General features: G+C 32.5%; 13 protein-coding genes, 1 tRNA gene and 2 rRNA genes. 1 reads left to right on the top strand and 15 read right to left on the bottom strand.

The annotated features are described in order from the left end of the window. Positions 1-12 precede the first annotated feature (12 nt). The 3 genes from WFJ11_RS01475 to WFJ11_RS01465 form a co-directional block, all read right to left on the bottom strand. Positions 13-2,913, bottom strand: a 23S ribosomal RNA gene (locus WFJ11_RS01475). Positions 2,914-2,956: 43 nt separating this feature from the next. Beyond that, positions 2,957-3,033, bottom strand: a tRNA-Ile gene (locus WFJ11_RS01470). A 55-nt stretch (positions 3,034-3,088) separates the two neighbouring features. Then, positions 3,089-4,614, bottom strand: a 16S ribosomal RNA gene (locus tag WFJ11_RS01465). Together the 16S and 23S rRNA genes with 1 tRNA gene alongside form the textbook arrangement of a ribosomal RNA operon. A gap of 368 nt (positions 4,615-4,982) precedes the next feature. Here WFJ11_RS01465 and WFJ11_RS01460 point away from each other — a divergent pair. Continuing rightward, a complete protein-coding gene (locus tag WFJ11_RS01460; RefSeq protein ID WP_009354756.1) occupies positions 4,983-5,831 on the top strand; it encodes a lipoprotein in 849 nt (282 codons plus the stop codon). Positions 5,832-5,969: 138 nt separating this feature from the next. Here WFJ11_RS01460 and murI read toward each other — a convergent pair whose 3' ends face one another. The 12 genes from murI to WFJ11_RS01400 all read right to left on the bottom strand — a co-directional run bounded on the left by murI (position 5,970) and on the right by WFJ11_RS01400 (position 21,117). After that, the gene (gene murI, locus WFJ11_RS01455) at positions 5,970-6,770 is read right to left on the bottom strand and encodes a glutamate racemase (RefSeq protein ID WP_338817534.1); all 801 of its coding nucleotides are present in this window, start codon (positions 6,768-6,770) and stop codon (positions 5,970-5,972) included. Position 6,771: 1 nt separating this feature from the next. Beyond that, positions 6,772-7,608 carry a 4-(cytidine 5'-diphospho)-2-C-methyl-D-erythritol kinase gene (gene ispE, locus WFJ11_RS01450; RefSeq protein WP_338817533.1) on the bottom strand — a complete coding sequence of 279 codons (837 nt, stop codon included), beginning with the start codon at positions 7,606-7,608 and terminating at the stop codon, positions 6,772-6,774. 448 nt (positions 7,609-8,056) lie between these two features. Further along, a complete protein-coding gene (locus tag WFJ11_RS01445) occupies positions 8,057-8,812 on the bottom strand; it encodes an acyl-CoA dehydratase activase (protein WP_338817532.1) in 756 nt (251 codons plus the stop codon). Beyond that, positions 8,812-9,981, bottom strand: a complete 1,170-nt coding sequence (locus WFJ11_RS01440; RefSeq protein WP_338817531.1) for a double-cubane-cluster-containing anaerobic reductase — start codon at positions 9,979-9,981, stop codon at positions 8,812-8,814. The genes WFJ11_RS01445 and WFJ11_RS01440 overlap by 1 nt, the downstream gene beginning before the upstream one ends. A gap of 220 nt (positions 9,982-10,201) precedes the next feature. After that, a complete protein-coding gene (locus WFJ11_RS01435) occupies positions 10,202-10,963 on the bottom strand; it encodes an ABC transporter ATP-binding protein (protein ID WP_313961491.1) in 762 nt (253 codons plus the stop codon). Continuing rightward, positions 10,963-11,982, bottom strand: coding sequence for an ABC transporter permease (locus tag WFJ11_RS01430; RefSeq protein ID WP_293440921.1), 1,020 nt, complete (start codon positions 11,980-11,982; stop codon positions 10,963-10,965). The genes WFJ11_RS01435 and WFJ11_RS01430 overlap by 1 nt, the downstream gene beginning before the upstream one ends. Positions 11,983-11,994: 12 nt before the next feature. After that, on the bottom strand, positions 11,995-13,077 hold the full coding sequence (locus tag WFJ11_RS01425) for an ABC transporter substrate-binding protein (protein WP_293440919.1): 1,083 nt from the start codon (positions 13,075-13,077) through the stop codon (positions 11,995-11,997). Between the two features lie 273 nt (positions 13,078-13,350). Then, complete coding sequence (locus WFJ11_RS01420) at positions 13,351-14,421, bottom strand: ABC transporter substrate-binding protein (RefSeq protein WP_293440916.1); 1,071 nt, start codon at positions 14,419-14,421, stop codon at positions 13,351-13,353. A gap of 205 nt (positions 14,422-14,626) precedes the next feature. Next, positions 14,627-17,533, bottom strand: a complete 2,907-nt coding sequence (locus WFJ11_RS01415; RefSeq protein WP_293440914.1) for an insulinase family protein — start codon at positions 17,531-17,533, stop codon at positions 14,627-14,629. 8 nt (positions 17,534-17,541) lie between these two features. After that, positions 17,542-18,669 (bottom strand): M20/M25/M40 family metallo-hydrolase, encoded by a 1,128-nt coding sequence (locus WFJ11_RS01410; RefSeq protein WP_293440911.1) that lies wholly within the window; start codon positions 18,667-18,669, stop codon positions 17,542-17,544. 1 nt (position 18,670) lies between these two features. Then, positions 18,671-20,041: a UDP-N-acetylmuramoyl-tripeptide--D-alanyl-D-alanine ligase gene (locus WFJ11_RS01405; RefSeq protein WP_293440909.1), complete on the bottom strand. Its 1,371-nt coding sequence runs from the start codon at positions 20,039-20,041 to the stop codon at positions 18,671-18,673. A 2-nt stretch (positions 20,042-20,043) separates the two neighbouring features. After that, positions 20,044-21,117 carry a D-alanine--D-alanine ligase family protein gene (locus tag WFJ11_RS01400; RefSeq protein WP_293440907.1) on the bottom strand — a complete coding sequence of 358 codons (1,074 nt, stop codon included), beginning with the start codon at positions 21,115-21,117 and terminating at the stop codon, positions 20,044-20,046. Positions 21,118-21,437: the final 320 nt, after the last annotated feature.

Raw genomic sequence — 21,437 nt, 5'->3', positions numbered from 1 at the left:
GAGTATATATTTCTGGTCAAGCTTTCGATTTATTAGTATCAGTTAGCTTTGATGTTGCCACCTTTACACCTCTGACCTATCTACGACATTTTCTGTATCGAATCTCTCTTGCATTGCTGCAACAGGAAATCTCATCTTGAGGGGGGCTTCGTGCTTAGATGCCTTCAGCACTTATCCCTTCCAGACTTAGCTATTCAGCATTACCATTGGCATGATAACTGATACACCAGCGGTCTGTCCATCCCGGTCCTCTCGTACTAAGGACAGCTCCTCTCAAATTTCCTTCGCCCACGATGGATAGGGACCGAACTGTCTCACGACGTTCTGAACCCAGCTCGCGTGCCTCTTTAATGGGCGAACAGCCCAACCCTTGGGACCTACTCCAGCCCCAGGATGAGACGAGCCGACATCGAGGTGCCAAACCTCCCCGTCGATGTGAACTCTTGGGGGAGATAAGCCTGTTATCCCCGGGGTAGCTTTTATCCGTTGAGCGATGGCCCTTCCACTCGGTACCACCGGATCACTAAGTCCTAGTTTCCTATCTGCTCCACTTGTTGGTGTCGCAGTTAAGCTCCCTTTTGCCTTTGCACTCTTAGAATGATTTCCATCCATTCTGAGGGAACCTTTGAACGCCTCCGTTACTCTTTAGGAGGCGACCGCCCCAGTCAAACTGCCCAACTGACAGTGTCCTTATACTCGCTTCAGAGTATCAAGTTAGAAATTTAGTATCAAAAGAGTGGTATCCCAACAGTGACTCCACGAAAACTGGCGCTCTCGTTTCTCAGTCTCCCACCTATCCTGTACATTTAATACCAAATTCCAATGCCAGCCTACAGTAAAGCTCCACGGGGTCTTTCCGTCCTATCGTGGGTAAGTCGCATCTTCACGACTACTACAATTTCACCGGATCCTTTGTTGAGACAGTGCCCAAATCATTACACCTTTCGTGCGGGTCGGAACTTACCCGACAAGGAATTTCGCTACCTTAGGACCGTTATAGTTACGGCCGCCGTTTACTGGGGCTTAAGTTCTATGCTTCGATTGCTCTTACATTTCCCCTTAACCTTCCAGCACCGGGCAGGTGTCAGCCCCTATACTTCATCTTTCGATTTAGCAGAGACTTGTGTTTTTGGTAAACAGTTGCTTGGGCCTATTCTCTGCGACCACTCTATGCTCTGGGCGTATGCCCTTCACATCTAATGGTACCCCTTCTCCCGAAGTTACGGGGTCATTTTGCCGAGTTCCTTAACAAAGGTTCTTCCGCGCGTCTTAGGATTCTCTCCTTGCCTACCTGTGTCGGTTTTGGTACGGGTATCTTCTCACTCAATAGTACCTTTTCTTGGCAGTTTGGAATCTGTTGCTTCACTACTTATTTTTCGCTCCCCATCACATCTCGATATTAAGAATAGGGATTTGCCTCTATTCTCTACCTACTTGCTTAGACGTGCTCTACCATTCACACGCTCAACATATCCTCCTGCGTCAGTACTTCTCTCAAACATTCAAAGATAGTACAGGAATCTCAACCTGTTGTCCATCGCTTACGCTTTTCAGCCTGGGCTTAGGTCCCGACTTACCCTGAGAGGACGAGCCTTCCTCAGGAATCCTTAGGCTTTCGACGGGAGGGATTCTCACCCTCCTTTTCGCTACTCATGCCAGCATTCTCTCTTCTGTAAAGTCCACTTCGTCTTCCAACTTAGCTTCACCCCTTACACAATGCTCCTCTACCACTAATTTACATTAGTCCACAGCTTCGGTATTAGATTTTAGCCCCGTTCATTTTCGGCGCTCTACCACTTGACCAGTGAGCTATTACGCACTCTTTAAATGTATGGCTGCTTCTAAGCCAACATCCTGGTTGTCTAAGTAGTAAAACATCCTTTACCACTTAATCTATATTTAGGGACCTTAGCTGGTGGTCTGGGCTCTTTCCCTTTTGACTATGAAGCTTATCCCACATAGTCTGACTCCCAATCATCATTTATCAGGTATTCGCAGTTTGATAACTTTCGGTAATGTCTAACACCCCTACGGTATTCAGTGCTCTACCCCCTGTAAACTAAATTGAGGCTAGCCCTAAAGCTATTTCGAGGAGAACCAGCTATCTCCAAGTTCGATTGGCTTTTCACCCCTATCCACAAGTCATCCGATAGCTTTTAAACGCTACCCGGTTCGGTCCTCCATGAAATTTTACTTTCACTTCAACCTGCCCATGGATAGATCACCTGGTTTCGGGTCTATGGCATACGACTAATCCGCCCTATTCAGACTCGGTTTCCCTACGGCTCCGTAACTTCATTACTTAACCTTGCCGCACACCATAACTCGCTGGCCCGTTCTACAAAAAGTACGATATCATCTCTCTTAAGACTCTATCTGCTTGTAGGCATAAGGTTTCAGGTTCTATTTCACTCCCCTCCCGGGGTTCTTTTCACCTTTCCCTCACGGTACTATTCTCTATCGGTCACTGAGTAGTATTTAGCCTTAGGGGGTGGTCCCCCCATATTCACACAGGATTTCTCGTGTCCCATGCTACTCTTTCTAAGTCAGAATAAGTCTGATTTCGTTTACAAGACTTTCACTTTCTTCGGTTGATCTTCCCAGACCATTCAACTATCTTTCTTCTTCCTTAACTTAATTTGGGCTCTTTCCATTTCGCTCGCCGCTACTTTGAAAATCGAATTTTTTCTTTCTTTTCGTCTGGCTACTTAGATGTTTCAGTTCACCAACTATTCCCTCTTATTGCTATGTATTCACAACAAGATACTTGAGGTTTGCTCAAGTGGGTTTCCCCATTCGGACATTCCCGGATCACAGGATATTTGCTCCTCCCCGAGACTTTTCGCAGCTTGTCACGTCCTTCTTCGGCTCTCAGTGCCAAGGCATTCACCTTATGCCCTTGGTCGCTTGACCAGAAATATATTTCTCTTTAATTGTCAGGTTTCTATTGTTGTAATGGTGGGCCTGGGGGGACTCGAACCTCCGACCTCACGCTTATCAGGCGTGCGCTCTAACCAGCTGAGCTACAGGCCCATATAGTGATAAAACTAAGAACTTTAATTGAACTGTCGTTCTTTGTACTCCTTAGAAAGGAGGTGATCCAGCCGCACCTTCCGATACGGCTACCTTGTTACGACTTCACCCCAGTCATTAACCCTACCTTCGACGCCTTCCTCCTTGCGGTTAGATCGGCGGCTTCGGGTATTGCCAACTCCCATGGTGTGACGGGCGGTGTGTACAAGACCCGGGAACGCATTCACCGCGACATTCTGATTCGCGATTACTAGCAACTCCGACTTCATGTAGGCGAGTTGCAGCCTACAATCCGAACTGAGATTGGTTTTTAGAGTTTTGCTTAACATCACTGTCTAGCTTCTCGTTGTACCAACCATTGTAGCACGTGTGTAGCCCAAGACATAAAGGGCATGATGATTTGACGTCATCCCCACCTTCCTCCGATTTGTCATCGGCAGTCTCTCCAGAGTCCCCATCATTACATGCTGGCAACTGAAGATAAGGGTTGCGCTCGTTGCGGGACTTAACCCAACATCTCACGACACGAGCTGACGACAACCATGCACCACCTGTATAGTTGTCCCGAGGGACTTATCAATTTCTCAATAACTCAACTATATGTCAAGCCTTGGTAAGGTTCTTCGCGTTGCTTCGAATTAAACCACATGCTCCGCTGCTTGTGCGGGTCCCCGTCAATTCCTTTGAGTTTCAGTGTTGCCACCGTACTCCCCAGGCGGAATGCTTAATGTGTTAACTTCGGCACCGAGATTTGACTCCCAACACCTAGCATTCATCGTTTACGGCGTGGACTACCAGGGTATCTAATCCTGTTTGCTCCCCACGCTTTCGTACCTGAGCGTCAGTAAAAGTCCAGAAAGTCGCCTTCGCCACCGGTATTCCTCCTAATATCTACGCATTTCACCGCTACACTAGGAATTCCACTTTCCTCTCCTTCACTCAAGCCTTCCAGTTTCAAGTGCTTAATGAGGTTAAGCCTCACGCTTTCACACCTGACTTAATAGGCCGCCTACGTACCCTTTACGCCCAATAATTCCGGACAACGCTCGCCCCATACGTATTACCGCGGCTGCTGGCACGTATTTAGCCGGGGCTTCCTCCTATGATACCGTCATTATCTTCTCATAGGACAGAGCTTTACGATTCGAAAACCTTCTTCGCTCACGCGGCGTCGCTGCATCAGGGTTCCCCCCATTGTGCAATATTCCCCACTGCTGCCTCCCGTAGGAGTTTGGACCGTGTCTCAGTTCCAATGTGGCCGTTCATCCTCTCAGACCGGCTACTGATCGTTGCCTTGGTAGGCCTTTACCCTTCCAACTAGCTAATCAGACGCGAGCCCATCTTACACCGATAAATCTTTTACCCCTAAGCCATGTGGCTTTGTGGTCTCATGCGGTATTAATCGTCGTTTCCAACGGCTATCCCCCTGTGTAAGGTAAGTTGCTCACGTGTTACTCACCCGTTCGCCACTTTCATTTCGCTTCCGTCCCCGAAGGGCTTTCCACAAAAATCACGTTCGACTTGCATGTGTTAAGCACGCCGCCAGCGTTCGTCCTGAGCCAGGATCAAACTCTCTATTAAAAGTTCGTCTGCTCTCGCTGACTTTTTTACACCTAAATTATTGTTTTTCTTTGTACTCTCAAAGTTTTTATCACTATATGAAATTTTTAATGTTTCACAACAACCATTATATTATACAACAACATTTTTTGGTTGTCAACACTTTTTTAAAAAATTTTTTATTAAATTTTTACAAAAAAAGTGACCCAGTTTTCACTGGGTCTTTATTATATCAGTTATTAGAGTGCTTGTCAATACTTTTTTTTAATGTTTTTTGTATAAAATCTTATATTTTTATAAATTAATGTAATTATTTTTATACATAACAAAATTGTGGTATAATAACTCTGTAATTAAATTTACAATAATATTTAATTTAGGAGGATATTATGAAAAAATTTATTAGGTTACTATCTTTAGCTTTAGTTATTACAATTTCAACTTCAGCTTGTTCAAATAAAAGCGTAAATCAAAATATCAAAAAGACAAATCAAGAAGCAGAAAGAATTGCGAAAGATTTAGAAAAGCAAGAAAAAGAGCTAGAAGATAAAGCAAAAAAGCAAAAAGAAATTGAAGAGCAAAAGAAAAACAAAGTAAAACAATATGAACAAGAAATAGAAAATGAAAAGAAGATTAGAGAAGAAGAAGCAGCTCAAGGTGTAACTGTTTCCAATAACAAAGATTATGACTGGTATATGGATCAAAATGTAACAGGAAAATACCACATGGATAATTGTGTTCCTACTTGTACCGCTATGATTTTAAAATTTTTAGATCCAAATAGTAATGATACTGGAGAATCTCTTAGAAATGAATATCTAGCAGATGGTAAAGGATGGATACCTGATATAATGTTAGATGCATTAAAAAAGAGAAATATTAAATATGTAACATATAATTTTAAACGTGGAAATATGAGTGATATGCCAATAAGAAAATATGTTAAGGATGGTTATATTGGAATGTTTTTTGCAGATATGACTAAAATATCCGGAGCTCGTAATAATCCTTCAACTATCGGAAAGAGCCATAACGATCCACAAGTTGTTCGTCATACTTTTATTGTTAAGGGATATAAATATATAAATAATGAACTTTATTTTGAAGTATATGACCCTGACTCAGGATCTAGAAAATATAAAAATGGTCAACTTGTTGGAAAAGACAGATATTATAAAGCTAGTGAAGTTACAAATGCTATAGTTTGGCCTAACATCTTATTTTTCAAAAGCAAATAGTTAATTTGAAAATTTATTTTAAACAGTAGATAAGCCATTTAGAATGTTTCTAAATGGCTTTTTTTGTGAAACAACAAGGTTCAAGGTACCCACCGATGTGAAGCATCCTAGAAAGTTGTAGTTCTTATTTTTATTCATTTATTTTAAATCTACTTTTTTAATATTCGGATTTTTAATATTTATAAAATCAAGTAAATTTTTTCTAAATTTATTTTCATCATCCGTTATATAAAATATATTATTATTGTTTTTCAACTCTTCATTTAATAGATTATTTTTTTCTAAATATCTTTTCATTTCTACTACTGTTTCTTTTGCAGGGTTTACCAAATTTATATTTTCACCAACTACCAATTTTATTGTATTTTCTAATATAGGATAATGAGTACAACCCATAACTATAGTATCCACATCTTGAGATATCAATTCATCCAAATAAAATTCAGTCATATCCAATGCTATTTTCGAATCTGATAAACCATCTTCAACAATTGGTACAAATAAAGGACAAGCCTTTGAATAGACTGCATTTTTCAGATTTTCATTTTTTATATTTTTTTCGTAAGCTCCACTTAAAACTGTAGCATTAGTTCCAATTACACCAATTTTTTTGTTTTTTGTTACAGCACTTGCCATTCTACTTCCGGGAACAATTACTCCTAGTATATACATATCAAACTTTTCTTTAAGCATTTCAAGCGCAACTGCTGAAACTGTATTACAAGCTATAATTAGAGCCTTTATATCCTTTTTGTTCAAAAATTCTATACATTCTTCAGAAAATCTTTTAATTGCCTCTTCACTTCTATTGCCATAAGGAACTCTAGCTGTATCTCCAAAATATACTATTTTTTCATTTGGAAGAACTTTCATCAATTCTTTTACAACGGTAAGTCCACCAATTCCAGAATCAAAAACTCCTATCGCTCTATTATCCATTCTATCTCTCCATTGTCTTTACTTTATAAGTATTTTTATACACTTTTTTAAAAAACTCATAAGCATCATTTATATCTTTATTATTAAATATCCCGAAAACAGTTGGCCCTGATCCACTCATAAGAGATTTAACACAATTAAATTCATACATTTTATCTTTGATATTTTTAATTTCAGGGCAATATGAAATTGACACTTCTTCCATTACATTATATAAATTACTAAAAAATTCATCATATTTTCTATTTTTATATGTACTTATGAGTTTATCTACTCTTTCACTATTACCACTTGGAACTATTTTTGAATAAACATAAGGCGTTGAAATTTCAACTCCATTATTTACAATAAGAATATCTGTAGTCGGTAAACTTTCAAGAATTTCAAGTTCATCACCTATTCCCCTAGTTCTAGCAGTTTTACCAACGAGCAAATATGGAATATCAGCTCCTACTTTTCTTCCTATCTGTTTTCGATCTTCTAAACTCATTTTAAGTCCTAAAAGTTCATTAATCATCTCAATTACAACTGCAGAATTACTACTTCCTCCTCCAATTCCCGCAGAAACTGGTATATTTTTATCAATATGTATTGAGAAATTTTCATTAAATTTATATTTTTCTTTCATAACATAATAAACTTTATAAACCAAATTTTTCTCATCTAAAGGAATTTCTTTAGAATTTGAGGTAATTTCAAATTTATCAGATATTTTAACTTCAACTTCATCATATAAATCTATCATTTGCATAATTCCATCTATATTATGATATCCATCTTCTCTTTTTTCAATTACATCTAAAGTTAAATTTATTTTTGCATAAGATTTCCTTTTCATAAAATCTCCTTTATATTATATAAATCCATAGTATACTTTTAGTTATTTTACCACAATTTTAATTAAAAGACAAAAATTTTAAGCTCTCAAGCTTTTACTATACCTTTTATTATAAAATAAGGTAAAAATTTAGAAGCTAAAAAAGAATTTTTTTTGAATATTTTTTCAAAAAAATTTATAAAAACTATTGACTTATTTTAAAAAGCGTGATATACTTTTGTTAAGTAAAATTTTAGCGCTTAGCATTAAAGATGTTTTACTTTAAAGAATAACATAACCTATATTACTCATTATAATTTCGATGAGTTACTCTCTCCAAATTGCGGTGTACCCCCAAATCACCGTAAAACTTAAAAGAAAGCTTAAAGCTTTCTTTTTTTGTTTAATTTATATAGTAAAAAAAGTTCTGTAAAAATGAGCTAAATCCCAAAACAGAACTTTTTTTATTTTATTCTCCCATCAATGCAGCTCCTAAAGCACCAGCAAATCTTCCTAATTCGTGCGTTTCAACTTTTTTACCTAATAATTTTTCTAAAAGCTCAACCATATAAGCATTATTCGAAAAGCCACCCGTTAAGAAATACAAATCCGCTTCATTTCTGAATTTTCTAGTTTGACCAACAACCTTATTTGCAATTGAGTGAACAACACCACTCGCTATATCTTCTTTTGCTCGACCTTGTCCCATAAGAGAAATAATTTCAGATTCTGCAAAAACAGTACAAGTTGAACTTATAGGAATTGGTGTTCCTACTTTGGATAATTCAAACATTTCATCCAAAGTAACTCCTAATCGATTACTCATAATCTCCAAAAATTTTCCTGTTCCTGCTGAACATTTATCATTCATTATAAAATCACTAACTAAACCATCTGTTATATTTATAATTTTTGTATCTTGCCCACCAATATCAATTACATCACAATCCCTTTTCAACAAATAAATTGCTCCCTTGGAATGTGTAGTAATTTCTGTAACAACTCTATCTGCATACGGAACTGAAACTCTTCCATATCCAGTAGCTACAACGAATGAATTATCAACATCAAATCCATTCTCAACTAAATTATTGTAAATTTCTCCAGAAGTTTCTTTACTATTCCAACCTGATGGCATCAATATTTTATAAAGTATTTCATCTTTATTCTTATCATAAACAACAACTTTTGATGCTGTTGATCCTATATCTATTCCTATATTCATTATATCATCTCCAAAAACGCTTCAATTCTAGTTGAAACCTGTCCAACATCCGTCATAGAATAATCAGATTCTATATACATATAAGGCTTGCCTTTCTTCTCTGTTACAAACTTTTTAACTTTTGTAGATTCTACAGCAAATGTATGACAAGCTTGAAGTACAATTTCTATAACTGCATCTACTTGATATTCATCTATCAACATATCCAAGTCCCTAAATCTCTTTTCATTAGGTGACATAACAGAACAACTTAAGTTAAGATATTTTTTTGCAATCGCGTCAATTGGATTATCCATATTTTCATCAATTAGTTCAAGTTTTTCACGAACACCAGAGCAATTTTCATAAACTACAATATCAGCTCCTGCTTCCTCAATTTTAGTCAATATTTTTTCACGAATTCCTCCTACCGGACAACCAGTAATTAAAATTCTTGGCCTTTTGCTCTTCTTACCTTTCAGTTCGTTTTCCCACATTTCGTAAACTTCTTTAGTTTTTTCAACAATACTTTTGTTTTTTTCTTCTCTATTAAAATTAAAACCAAAAGCATCTTGAGTCCCACTCATTGTAACTCCACTTAAAGGTGAGGGGTTTAGCTTTCCAAGTTCAAAAAAATTTCTTAAATTTTTTCTTTCCTGATTTCCCATCTTTATTGCATCCCAAAGTTTTTCTTCAGTTATTTCCACATCAAAAGTTTCTTCCAACTTTCTTTTTAATTTATAAATTTCATTAGTCCAGAGTTTCAATGATAACTCATCATTATTATTTTGGGGTAATTGCATTACATGAACATTTTTAAAATCTCCCATAAGTTCGTACATTTTTTTCTTTCCGTCACAAGTTGTTTCTCCAATTACAATATCAGAAAAATAAAAATATGGGCAAGTGTCGCTTACAGCAAAACCATAACTTGATTTTATCAGTGGACAAAGATTCTTAGGCAAATCTCTTTCGGCGTATTTTATAGAATCTTCAGTTGTGGCACATAAGCTAACCGGAATGAGTCCGGTAGCATAAATCACTTCTTGAGGAGTGTATGTACAAAATATACCAGCAACCTTTTGACCAGATTCTTTCAATTCTTTCATCTTTAAAAAACCATTTTTTCTAGTTTCATTAAAATCCTCAAATTTACTAGGAAGTTTAATTTTAGTTGTTTCTTCTTTCATTTTAACTCCTTTCTAGTTTTATAAGTATACATAAAAGCAACTACTTAGATTATATATTATTTGCTTTAAAATGTTAAATTATTTTTTCTTATTAAATAATCATTATTCATAAGATAAATCTATTATAAGCAAAAAAGACAAGTCGCTGACAAACTCATCTCTTTTGCTTATAGGGAACATTATATAATCAAACTATCGTCAATATAAATATCAACTTAAATTAAGTTGTAAAGTTAAGAACATCTAAAATATGCTTTCTATGTTCTATAAACTCATCACTATTTCTATTTCTAGGATATTCCATATCTATCTTTATATCTTCCTTTATAACTCCAGGTCTTGGTGCCATAACAATAACTCTAGTTCCAAGATAAATTGCCTCGTCCACATCATGTGTTACAAGCATAAACATCATATTTTTATTACTTTTCCACATTTCTATTAGTTCATGCTGAATATTCATTCTTGTAAAAGCATCCAAAGCACCCAAAGGTTCATCTAGCAAGAAAACTTCAGGCTCAGTTATCATAGTCCTTATGAGTGCAACCCTTTGAGCCATTCCACCTGAAAGTTGATGAGGATAGAAATTTTGAAATTCTTCCATTCCTATCATCTTGATAAATCTATCAACTTTTTCTTTATTTTCTTTTAATTTTCCTGACATTCTAAAACTAAATTCTACATTTTGTCTAAGTGTCAACCAAGGAAATAAAGTATGTTTTTGAAAAACCATTCCTCTATTAACATTCGTTCCTTCAATTAATTTATCATTTAACTTAAGCTCCCCAGTAGTTACAGGAATTAATCCAGAAACTAATCTTAACAGGGTAGATTTTCCACATCCAGAAGGTCCTACTATACAAACAAACTCTCCTTCTTCAACAGTTAAATTTATATCGTGAAGAACTTCAGTGATACCCTTATTATCAAAATTTGGAAAAATCTTTGTGACATTCCTTAATTCTAATTTTCTCTTTTCCATTATTGTATCACTCCTTCTTGCCATTTAAGAACTTTCTTTCTAATATATCCCAAAGCAAAATTTACTATAACAAATATAATACAAATTATGATTATGGCGCCATACATATTAGAGAATTTTGCCCAGCCTCTTTGCCAAGTTATATACCAACCGAGTCCGGATTCAACTCCTATCATTTCAGCAGCTAACAATGATACACAGGCCGTACTCATACCCATCACTAAACCTTGAAAGATATGTGGTAGTGCGGATGGAATTGCTATATTTAAAATTAACTGTCTTTCACTAGCACCCAATGTCCTCGCTGCTTCATAATAGGCTACATCGATATTTTTAATTCCCGTATAACTAGACATTGTTACTGAAAACCAAACCCCAAGTGCAATTACTATTACAGCACCTTTGAAAAGAGAACTTGCGAATACCATTATTACAGGAATCCAAGTAATAGATGGAATTGCTCCTAATAATTTCATAAAAGGAGAAATCCAATAACTTACAATTTTACTATAACCACAAGCAATACCAGTTATAAGTCCAATTAAAACTCCCCAAAAATAACCAGTAAATAATAACTTCAATGAATTTTTAATACAATCTAGCAAATAAGCTCTATCAGTTAACATTGCATTTAAAATATTATCCACCCAAGGAAAATAAGGTAGTAAAAGTGAATTTGTCTTTAAAGTTGCATAATCATATAAAATAAGCAAAATATAGACAAATGTAGCTAGGGGAGCAATATGTCTAATTTTATAATAAACTCTCTTTAAAAAGAATGATAAAATTCCAAAAATTAAAAATAAAGCAAGTTGTACTCCCAAAAATATGCCATAAACATCAGTTATTCCATTTTCTCCATAATTAGGAACATAATAAAATTCTAATAAAGCCATTACTATAGCTATTACAGGCAAAAATATAATAATTTTATCAAATAATTTATATAAATTGCTTTTTGGCTTCTGTTCTATTTCCTTTAACTGTTCCTTAGTCAAGTTTTTTACATCAATACTCATATTTACTCCAAATTATTTTTTCATAGGTCTCCAAATTTCCGCTAAAGTTTCCTTTGAATTAGCTTCTGGTTTTATTAATTTAAATTCTGCATAATCTTTTAAAACATCTGTCAATGATTCAGTAGTTCTCTCATCAGTAACCTTAAAATTATATGTTTCTAAAAATTTTTGGTCAGAATCAGCATTTCCTGAACCCCAATTGTTTTGATTAATTACTTGTGCAGCTTCTTTTTTATTTTCTTCAATCCAATCACTAGCTTCCTTATGAGCCTTCGTAAGTTTTGCTGCAGTTATAGGATTTTCTTCAACAAATTTTTTATTTAAAATAAGTACACAGCAAGGTTCGATTTTAAAATCATCATCAGTAGTTATTGAACGAATCGGTCTAATAATTCCTTGATCAACAAACTTTTGTGCAAACTGATCTGAAAACATCGCTGCATGAATTTCTCCATTTTGCATAGATTGAATAGTTGCAGCAGTTTCTACATTTTTAAATTTAACTTTTGAATAGTCAACCTTATCTCTTGATAAAAATCTTAAAGCTATATTATGGTCAGATGCTCCAATTCCATCATGAATAGCAACCTCTTTTCCAATTAGATCACTTGTTTTTTGAATATCTGAATCTTTTAAAACAAAAAGAGATTTACAACCAGTATGCGCTCCCCTTGTAAATACCATATTAGTTCCGTTTACCGCAGGAACAACAGAAGTAGAAATATGGTCTGTAGTCGCATCTAACTTACCTGTACCAATAGCATCTGCAACAGATAATTGTAAGTTTTTAATCTCACCTTCTAAACCTTGTTTAGCCAAAAATCCCTTAACATGAGCAATTCCTAAACCAGAAGTACAAAGTCCCCCGTTGTATCCTAAAATGATTTTTGTTCCATAACGTGGCTCTTTTTTCCATTTTTCCTCTAAATTAGGATCATTCAAATCAACATCCGCTATGGTCATCTTACTTCCACTTTTTTCTTCTTTCTTTTCAGAACTTTGGCTGTTATCAGCCCTCTTTGCAGTATTTCCACATCCTGAAACACTAAATAGCATAGCTGATAATAGCAATAAACTAATTCCTTTCTTATTCATAAACACCCTCCATATAAATAATCGCCAAAAAACTTTGTTAATTTATGTAATAATCTTTTTTATAATTTAAAATATTTTTGACTAAATAAATTATAACATCTTAAATAATTAAGTCAACAATTTATTTATATTAATTTTTAATAGTAAAAGTCCTATTTATTAGTAAATTTTATGAAATAGTTTTACTCAATCAATAATACATTATTAACATATCATAATATATAATAAAAAAGAGTTATAATTAAACAACTCTTTTTTATTAACAATTACTATTTATTTTTGATTAATTGGTTTCCAAACATCTCTCAAAATATCTTTAGCTTCTTTATTTTTATCTATCAAATCAAACTTTTTATAATCTCTAACTATATCATTTAAGGATTTCTCAGTTTGTTCATCTGAAATTCTAAAGCTATAAGCATTCAAAAAGTAAATATCTGTATCTCTATCTCCAGAACCCCAGTTATTTGCCTTTACAATGTCAGCTGTTTCTTCTTTGTGATCTTCTACCCATTCACTTGCTTGTCTATGTGCCTCAGTAATCTTTGCAGCAGTAATAGGATTTTCTTCAACAAACTTTTTATTTAAAATTAGTACACAACATGGTTCAATTTTAAAATCATCATCCCAAGTTATTGAACGAATTGCTCTAATTATTCCTTTATCAATAAATTCTTTTGCATATTGATCTGACAATACACAAGCTTGTATTTCACCGTTTTTCATAGCTTGGATTAAAGCTGCACTTTCTACTGGTTTAAATTTAACCTTAGTTTGGTCTACATTATCTTTTGCAAAAAATCTAAGACTTATATTGTGATCACCTGAACCAATTCCGCCATGAACTCCAACAGTTTTTCCTTCTAAATCTTTTGTTGACTTAATATCTGAATCTTTCAAAACAAACATAGTTCTACATCCTGTATTTACAGCTCTTGTAAAAGTTATATCTAGACCATTAACAGCAGGAATAAGAGATGTTGAAATATGTTCAACCATAACATCAATTTTCCCTGTTGCTATCGCATCTTTAGGTTCTGGATTATTAACAACTTGAGTTTCTAATCCTTGTTTTGCAAAATATCCCTTTGCATGAGTTACCCCTAAAGTAGAAGCACAAAGTCCACCATCAAAGTTTATAATTATCTTTCTTCCATAAGCTGGTTCTTTTTTCCACTTTTCTTCCAAATCAGGATCATTTAAATCAACTTTTCCAATAGTCAATTTTTCTTTAGTATCATCAGTTTTTGTAGTAGTTTTGTCATCAGCTCTCTTAGCTGTTTTTCCACAAGAACATAGAACTAATGCAGAAACTAATAATAAAACAAGATTTCTTTTTTTCATAAAATTCCTCCATTTAATAAAATAATTTTTAAATTTTAACTATCTATTTTATTTAATTATATTTGTAATAATTACTTAAGTCAATAATTTTATTATATTAATTTCTTATACAAAAAGCTCTATTTATAAAGATTTTCTATATAAAAAGCACTGCATATGCAGTGCTTTTTATCTTGTGTAATATAATAAATATAAAACTTATTGGTTATTTTTTTAAAACCAGAATATTCTTAAATTCTTCAGAATTTTCCTTTATTCTATTTGCATTTCCTACAACTACAAAAGTATCTTGATCTAATACTTTACCTATTATTTCTGAAAGTCCTTTTAAATCTTCTAATCTTGCATTTAAAAGCTCCTCTAGATAGATTTCTAATTCTTTTTCATCTGACCCAGTAATATACATAATCATAGAAGTATAACCTTTATGTTTTGGTGTAAGTAATGGATTAAAATCTTTTACCATTGAAATTTTAAAACTTTCTAAATCTTCTTCTGAAAGTTCCATTTCTGAAACAAATTCCCCTACTGTTGAAAAAATTTCTTTTGTGGATTTTAAATTAGGATCTCTATAGCTGAACATAATTATTTCACTATCTCTAGTTATACTAAATCCAGCACCATAAGCTCCGCCTATCGCTCTGATATTATTATGCATATGAGTAGTACTCAAAATTTTAGAAAGCAATGCAAAACTTCCTGAATACTCTATACCGTACTTTTTCATATCCCCGGCAAAAGTAACATAATTTACATCAGATGATGTTGCAATTCCTTCTTTTAAATTCTCTTTTTCAAATGTAAAATCATAAGGAGAATCTTCTATTTTAGGAAACTCTTTTACAAGTCCAACAAATTCTTTTTCTATATTATCAAAATTATCCTCTGTTGTTGTTATATTTACAATTGTTTCGTTTAACTTAAACATCCTATTGTAAACAAATTCCATTTTTTCAATCACATTATCAATTTTTTCATCAAAATTCTCGGCTAAATCCTGAATAAATCTCAAATAATCAATACCTTTAACTTTTTCATCATAATAAGCCTTATTTGAATAATATGATTTTGCTCTGTTTATTCCATAAAGATGACCAGCTCCGATAATATCTTGTTCCAATTCACCTTTTATAGCTAAAACTTCTTCTTTTATTCTATTCTTATCTGTAAAAATTGTTTCTTTTAATAAGACTTTTACAAGCTCTGCAGTTTCTTTAAGTTTTTCAGAGAAGAATTTTACACTTACAACAAATTTTGGAACAAATTTTTCCCTATTTTTTGAATTTGTCAAAGTTGCAATTGTAGTTGAAATTCCTCCACAACGTAAAAATGTTTCAACTGTAAAATCTTTGTAAGACATTGATTTTTTATCCAAAGATTTTAATAGATTTTCGATTAATGATAAATATACTATTTCATCTTTTGAGATATGTTTTAAATCAAAACAAATATCTACATAGTTAATACCTGAAGTAAAAATATCATGTTTTAAAACTGTTATATCTTCCACTTTATCTATGTCATTCGGAATTTTTAAAGTTTCCTTATCAATATCTTCAATTTTTAATTTTGGAATTGTAGCTTTTTGTTCATCAGAACTTTCAGTTTGTTGATATTCAATTAAATTTTTAGTATTTTCTATTATTTTTTCAACTTGAATTTTATTTAATGAGTCTTTATACCTCTTTAACCACTCTTTTTGAGCTAAATCTTTTTTGTCATTAAGTCCAGCACTCGGTGAAAGAACAATAAATGCCTTATGATTGTTATTTAAAATCTTTTCTTCAATAATTCTTTCTAACAATCTATTATTTAGAATTTCTTCTCTAATTTCTGATAAAGCATCATCAAAAGCTAAAGATTCCATAGGATTTTTACCATACAACCAATTGTCACAAACATGTAACATACATTCTATTCCAGCAGTTGTAGAATTTAAAAGTTCTCTTACAGAAAATTCTGTTCTATTCAATACCGCAATTAGTTTTTCTTTTTCAATTCCTTTATTAACAACATCTGTTAAAGTTTTTTCTACAACTTCCTTAAATTTATCTAAATTTTCCCTTTCTGAATTTGTAACATAAACTCCAAAACTTGAAAATTTTGTAGATTCCATAGAAATCGAAGAAACATCTTCGCATATATTTTCTTTAAGAAGAGCTTCTTTTAAATATGCACCTTGCATCTCAATCAAAACTTCATTTAGTAATCTTGATATAATTCCATCTTTTAGCCCATCACTTTCTCCAAAGCAAGAAACATAAGCTAAGAATGTCTTATTTTTAGTATCTTCATCTTTTGAAACTGAATATTCATCAAAGACATTTTTAGGTTTATCAAAAGGTACTTGACTTCCTTCAAAATTATCAAGTTCTTCTTTTTCAAAGTTTGAAAGATATTCTCTATCCAAAAATTCAAGTCTTTCTTCCATATCACAATCCCCATATAGATAAATATATGAGTTGGAAGGATGATAGTATTTTGAATGAAATTCACAAAAATCTTCATAAGTTAAATTTGGAATTTCATAAGGTTCTCCACCTGATTCTTTAGCATAAACAGTATCAGGACAAAGGGCATTATTTACTTTATAATAAAGAGTTGTTTCAGGAACAGAATAAGCTCCCTTCATTTCGTTATAAACTACACCTTTAATATTAAGTTCATCTTCTTCATTTTCAAGTTCATAATGCCAACCTTCTTGCATAAAAATCCTTCTATCAGATTTCATCGCAGGATAGAAAACAGCATCCATATATACATCCATCAAATTTTTAAAGTCTTTTTCATTTCTACTAGAAACAGGATAAACAGTCTTATCAGGAAAAGTCATAGCATTTAAAAATGTTGCTGTACTTATTTTTACCATATCCATAAAAGGTTCTTTTGTTTGGAATTTTCTTGAACCAGATAGTACACAATGCTCAATTATATGGCAAATTCCTGTGTTATCTTTAGGAATAGTTTTAAATCCGATGCTAAAAGTTTTATTGTCATCATTATTTTTCATCAAAAAAACTCTAGCACCAGTTTTTTCATGTTCAAGCAAAACGCAATCGGAATTTACATCCTTTATATGTTTTTCTTGAATTAATTTATATCCTTTATACATATTCCCTCCTATTTTGTAATAAATTCCATAACCGCCTCAGCCGTTTTTTCCATATCGGAAATAACTAAATATTCCTCAATCGTATGAATTTTGTACATTCCAACTCCTAAAATTACAGAATGGAATCCATTTTTTAAATAAATATTTCCGTCACAACCGCCACCAATTTTAATTGGTTTGGCAGTAATCCCAACTTTTTTATATGCATCTAAAACTCTATTTAATAAATTATTTCCATCAATTTGTTTTAATGGTGGATAATCGTATTTAACTTCAATATTGCATTTAACTTCAAAGTCTTTTGCAGTTTTTTCAAAAATATCTATATAATTATCAACATTTTCTTTTGCTTCATCTTCATTTAAACATCTAACTTCCATTTTGATTTTACAATCTTTAGGAACAACATTAGTTGGAAATTCAGAAATAATACTACCTATATTTGAAGTAGTATGGTCATTTAATCTTCCTATTTTCATCTTTGCAATAGCATTACTCATAGCTATAATTGCACTTCTTCCTTTTTCAGGTTCAATTCCAGCATGTGCTGAAGCTCCTTCATAATGAACATTTATCTTATACATACAAGGTCCTTCAACCGCTACTAAATCTGATCCACCACCATTATCTAGTACAAGCATATCTTTTGCAGGCATAAATTCAGATGGAATTTCTTCCCATTTAATTGATTTTGCACCCAAAAGTCCGATTTCTTCAGATGGAGTTATAACTGCAAATATATCATTATGTGGTAAATTATTTTCAACTAAATTTTCAAAAGTTTCTAAAATAATTGCAACTCCACCCTTATCATCTCCACCTAAAGTTGTTTCTGTTCTTGTTTTAACAAGTCCATCCTCAACGTAAACATCTAAATCCTTTGAAGGTTCTACGACATCCATATGAGCCGAAAGAGAAATTGATTTAAGTTTTTCATCATCACAATTTTTTTCAAGTTTTGCAATAATTACAGGAGTGTTTCCGCCATATTCAGCTGAATGGTCATGTAAAATATATTTAACTCCTAGTTTTTCCAACTTTTCTGTTATATATTTCATAACATTTATTTCGTTTTTTGAAGGTGAGTAAATCTTTACTAAATCTAAAAATGTATTTAAAAGTCTTTCTTTATTCATATTAAATCTCCTTTAACATTTCAATAATTTTTTCCAGTTTCATTCCTCTGCTTCCTTTTACCATAATTAAAGTATCTTCCGAAATAAGTTCTCTAACTTTATTTACGACTTCTTCATTAGTTTCAAAATGGAAAAGGTTGTTGACATTGAAATTTCTATTTGCTCCATTGTAAATCTCTTTAGCTAAATCTCCAATACATATCACATAATCAATCTTATTTCTATCTATTTTTTCTCCTACAGAAAAATGTAGCTTTCTCTCGTTTTCACCAAGCTCCAACATATCGGAAAGAATTAAAATTTTATTTTTGTAGCCTTTCATAGTATAGACAGTTTCAATACAGGAAGTTAGGCTTTGAGGATTTGACTTATAACAGTCATTTAAGATATCAAAACTTGACAAGTGCATAAGTTCCATTCTCATTCCAGTAAGCTTTACTTTTGATAGACCTCTTACAATATCTTCATAACTCATTCCCATAAGCCCTGCTATTGTAATTGCTACTGAAACATTGTAGATTTGATGTTTTCCAATAAATGGAATGCTATAAGCATACTCTCCGATTGAAAAACTACTTCCCTCTTCATCAGAACGAATAGGTCTTATAATCACATCAGAATCTTCTCTTGTCCCTATTTTTATAATCTTTTGATGAATTGTATATTCTTTTATTACTTCCCTTAAAATATCATCATCATTGTTATAAATAAATATTCCGTCAGGCTTTAATCCTTCTAAAATTTCAAACTTTGCTCTTGCAATATTCTCTTTAGTTTTAAGTTCTTGTAAGTGGCTATCACCAATATTTGTGATAACTGCTATATCAGGTTTTGCAATATTTGTAAGAGTTTTAATATCTCCAAAATGATCCATTCCCATCTCTAGAACAACAGCTTCATCATCTAAGTCCATTTCCATAATAGTTTTAGGAACACCAATATCATTATTAAAATTTTTTGCAGTCTTATGAACTCTATATTTTTCTTTTAAAATTGCAGCTAAAATATCCTTTGTACCTGTTTTACCATTTGAGCCTGTTATTCCAATAACCTTTGCTCCTGTCGCTTTTAAATAACTGCTTGCGAGTTTTTGATATGCTTGTAATGTATCATCAACAACAATAATTCCAGCATCAAGATAAGGAGTAGGATGCTTTTTATCCCATAAAGTAGCAACTGCTCCCTTTTGAATAGCATCAAAAGCAAAATTATGTCCATCAAACTTTTCTCCTACAAGCGGAATAAATAAATTGTGAACTTGAATATCACGAGTATCTGTAGAAACTCCCTCTACAACATTATCTTTCATACTTGTAGTAACCAAATTTCCACCTACTATTTTAGCAATTGTCTCCAAAGTTGCTTTTAACATAATTACCCCCTATTTGTAGTCAAAGAATCTTTTTCTTTTTTATTCTCAACGGCAAGTTCAATCAACTCATCTAAAAAGTCGCTATAAGTCTTTCCAAAAGTTTTCATATACATTGCAGGCGCCATAGATACAGCAGTCATTCCAGGAATTGTATTAATTTCATTAACTAACATTTTTCTATCGCTATCTCTTACAAAAATATCAACTCTAGCAAAGCCCTTACAATTTGTAACTGCATAAGCTTTCTTTGCTACTGATTGAATTTCTTTAATTTCTTCTTCAGTTAAATCCCAAGGTATAATGTGGTCTGTTGTTTCGTCCAAATATTTTGCTTCATAATCAAAAAATTCTCTAGTAACTTTAACCCCACCAGGTAAACTAGCTTTTAAAATATTATTTCCCATTACTAAAACTTGAAGTTCATCTCCAATAACAGCCTCTTCAACTAAAACTCTATTATCATATTTAAAAGCTTCAATAAGAGCAGGTTCAATCTCTTCTTTTTTAGTTACCTTTGTAACTCCAACACTTGAGCCAGCATTACAAGGCTTCACGAAAGAAACCTCACCGATTCTTTCAAGAATATTTTTTATTTGCAAATCTTTATTTTTATCAAACTCATACTTTGTAACTAAATAATATTCAGGTTGTAAAATACCATTACCCGCAAAAACATCATTTGCAGTTCCCTTATCCATGCAAACAGCAGAGGATAAAACATTATTTCCCACATATGTAAGATCCATTATATCAAAAAAACCTTGAATAGTTCCATCTTCAGAAAATGTTCCATGCATTGCTGGGAAGAAAATCGCATTTTCATTTACAAAGTCATTTGCAAAAAAATTAGAAATAGAATCCGCAACATTTCCATGTCCTTCAACTATAAGCTCTTTTTCATCTTCAATATTTTTTGTATTTTCTCCTAAGTAATTCCATCTTCCACCTTTATCAACATAAATAGGAAATATCTTATATTTTTTTCTATCTAAATTATTTATAACGGACTTTGCAGTTAAAACTGAAATTTCATGTTCTGCACTTTTTCCTCCATATAACAAATATAAATTTTTCATAATTAAAACCCCTTCTTTGTATTATAAATATCATCTTATAGTATACCATAAATTAGAATATTTTTCATAATTAAACTCAAAAATATTTTTAATAAATTTTTATTTAAATTTTTTATATTATGTAAATAAAATGAATTAATGACATAATATTACTTGTTTTTTTAAAATTTTACATCTATAAAAATTTTTAATTATCTTTTTTACATTTTTTATCAATATGTTTTTTCGTTTAATAAATCATTTTTTTATTTCTCTAAAAATTATTTAATTATAAATTTTACTGTTAGATTTAATATAATAAAGTTATCTTTTAAGAGTTA

It is taken from the genome of Parvimonas micra, from assembly GCF_037482165.1.
Classification (GTDB): Bacteria; Bacillota; Clostridia; order Tissierellales; family Peptoniphilaceae; genus Parvimonas.
Note: the sequence above shows the minus strand (reverse complement) of the source record. Positions and strands in the feature narration are given on the sequence as shown.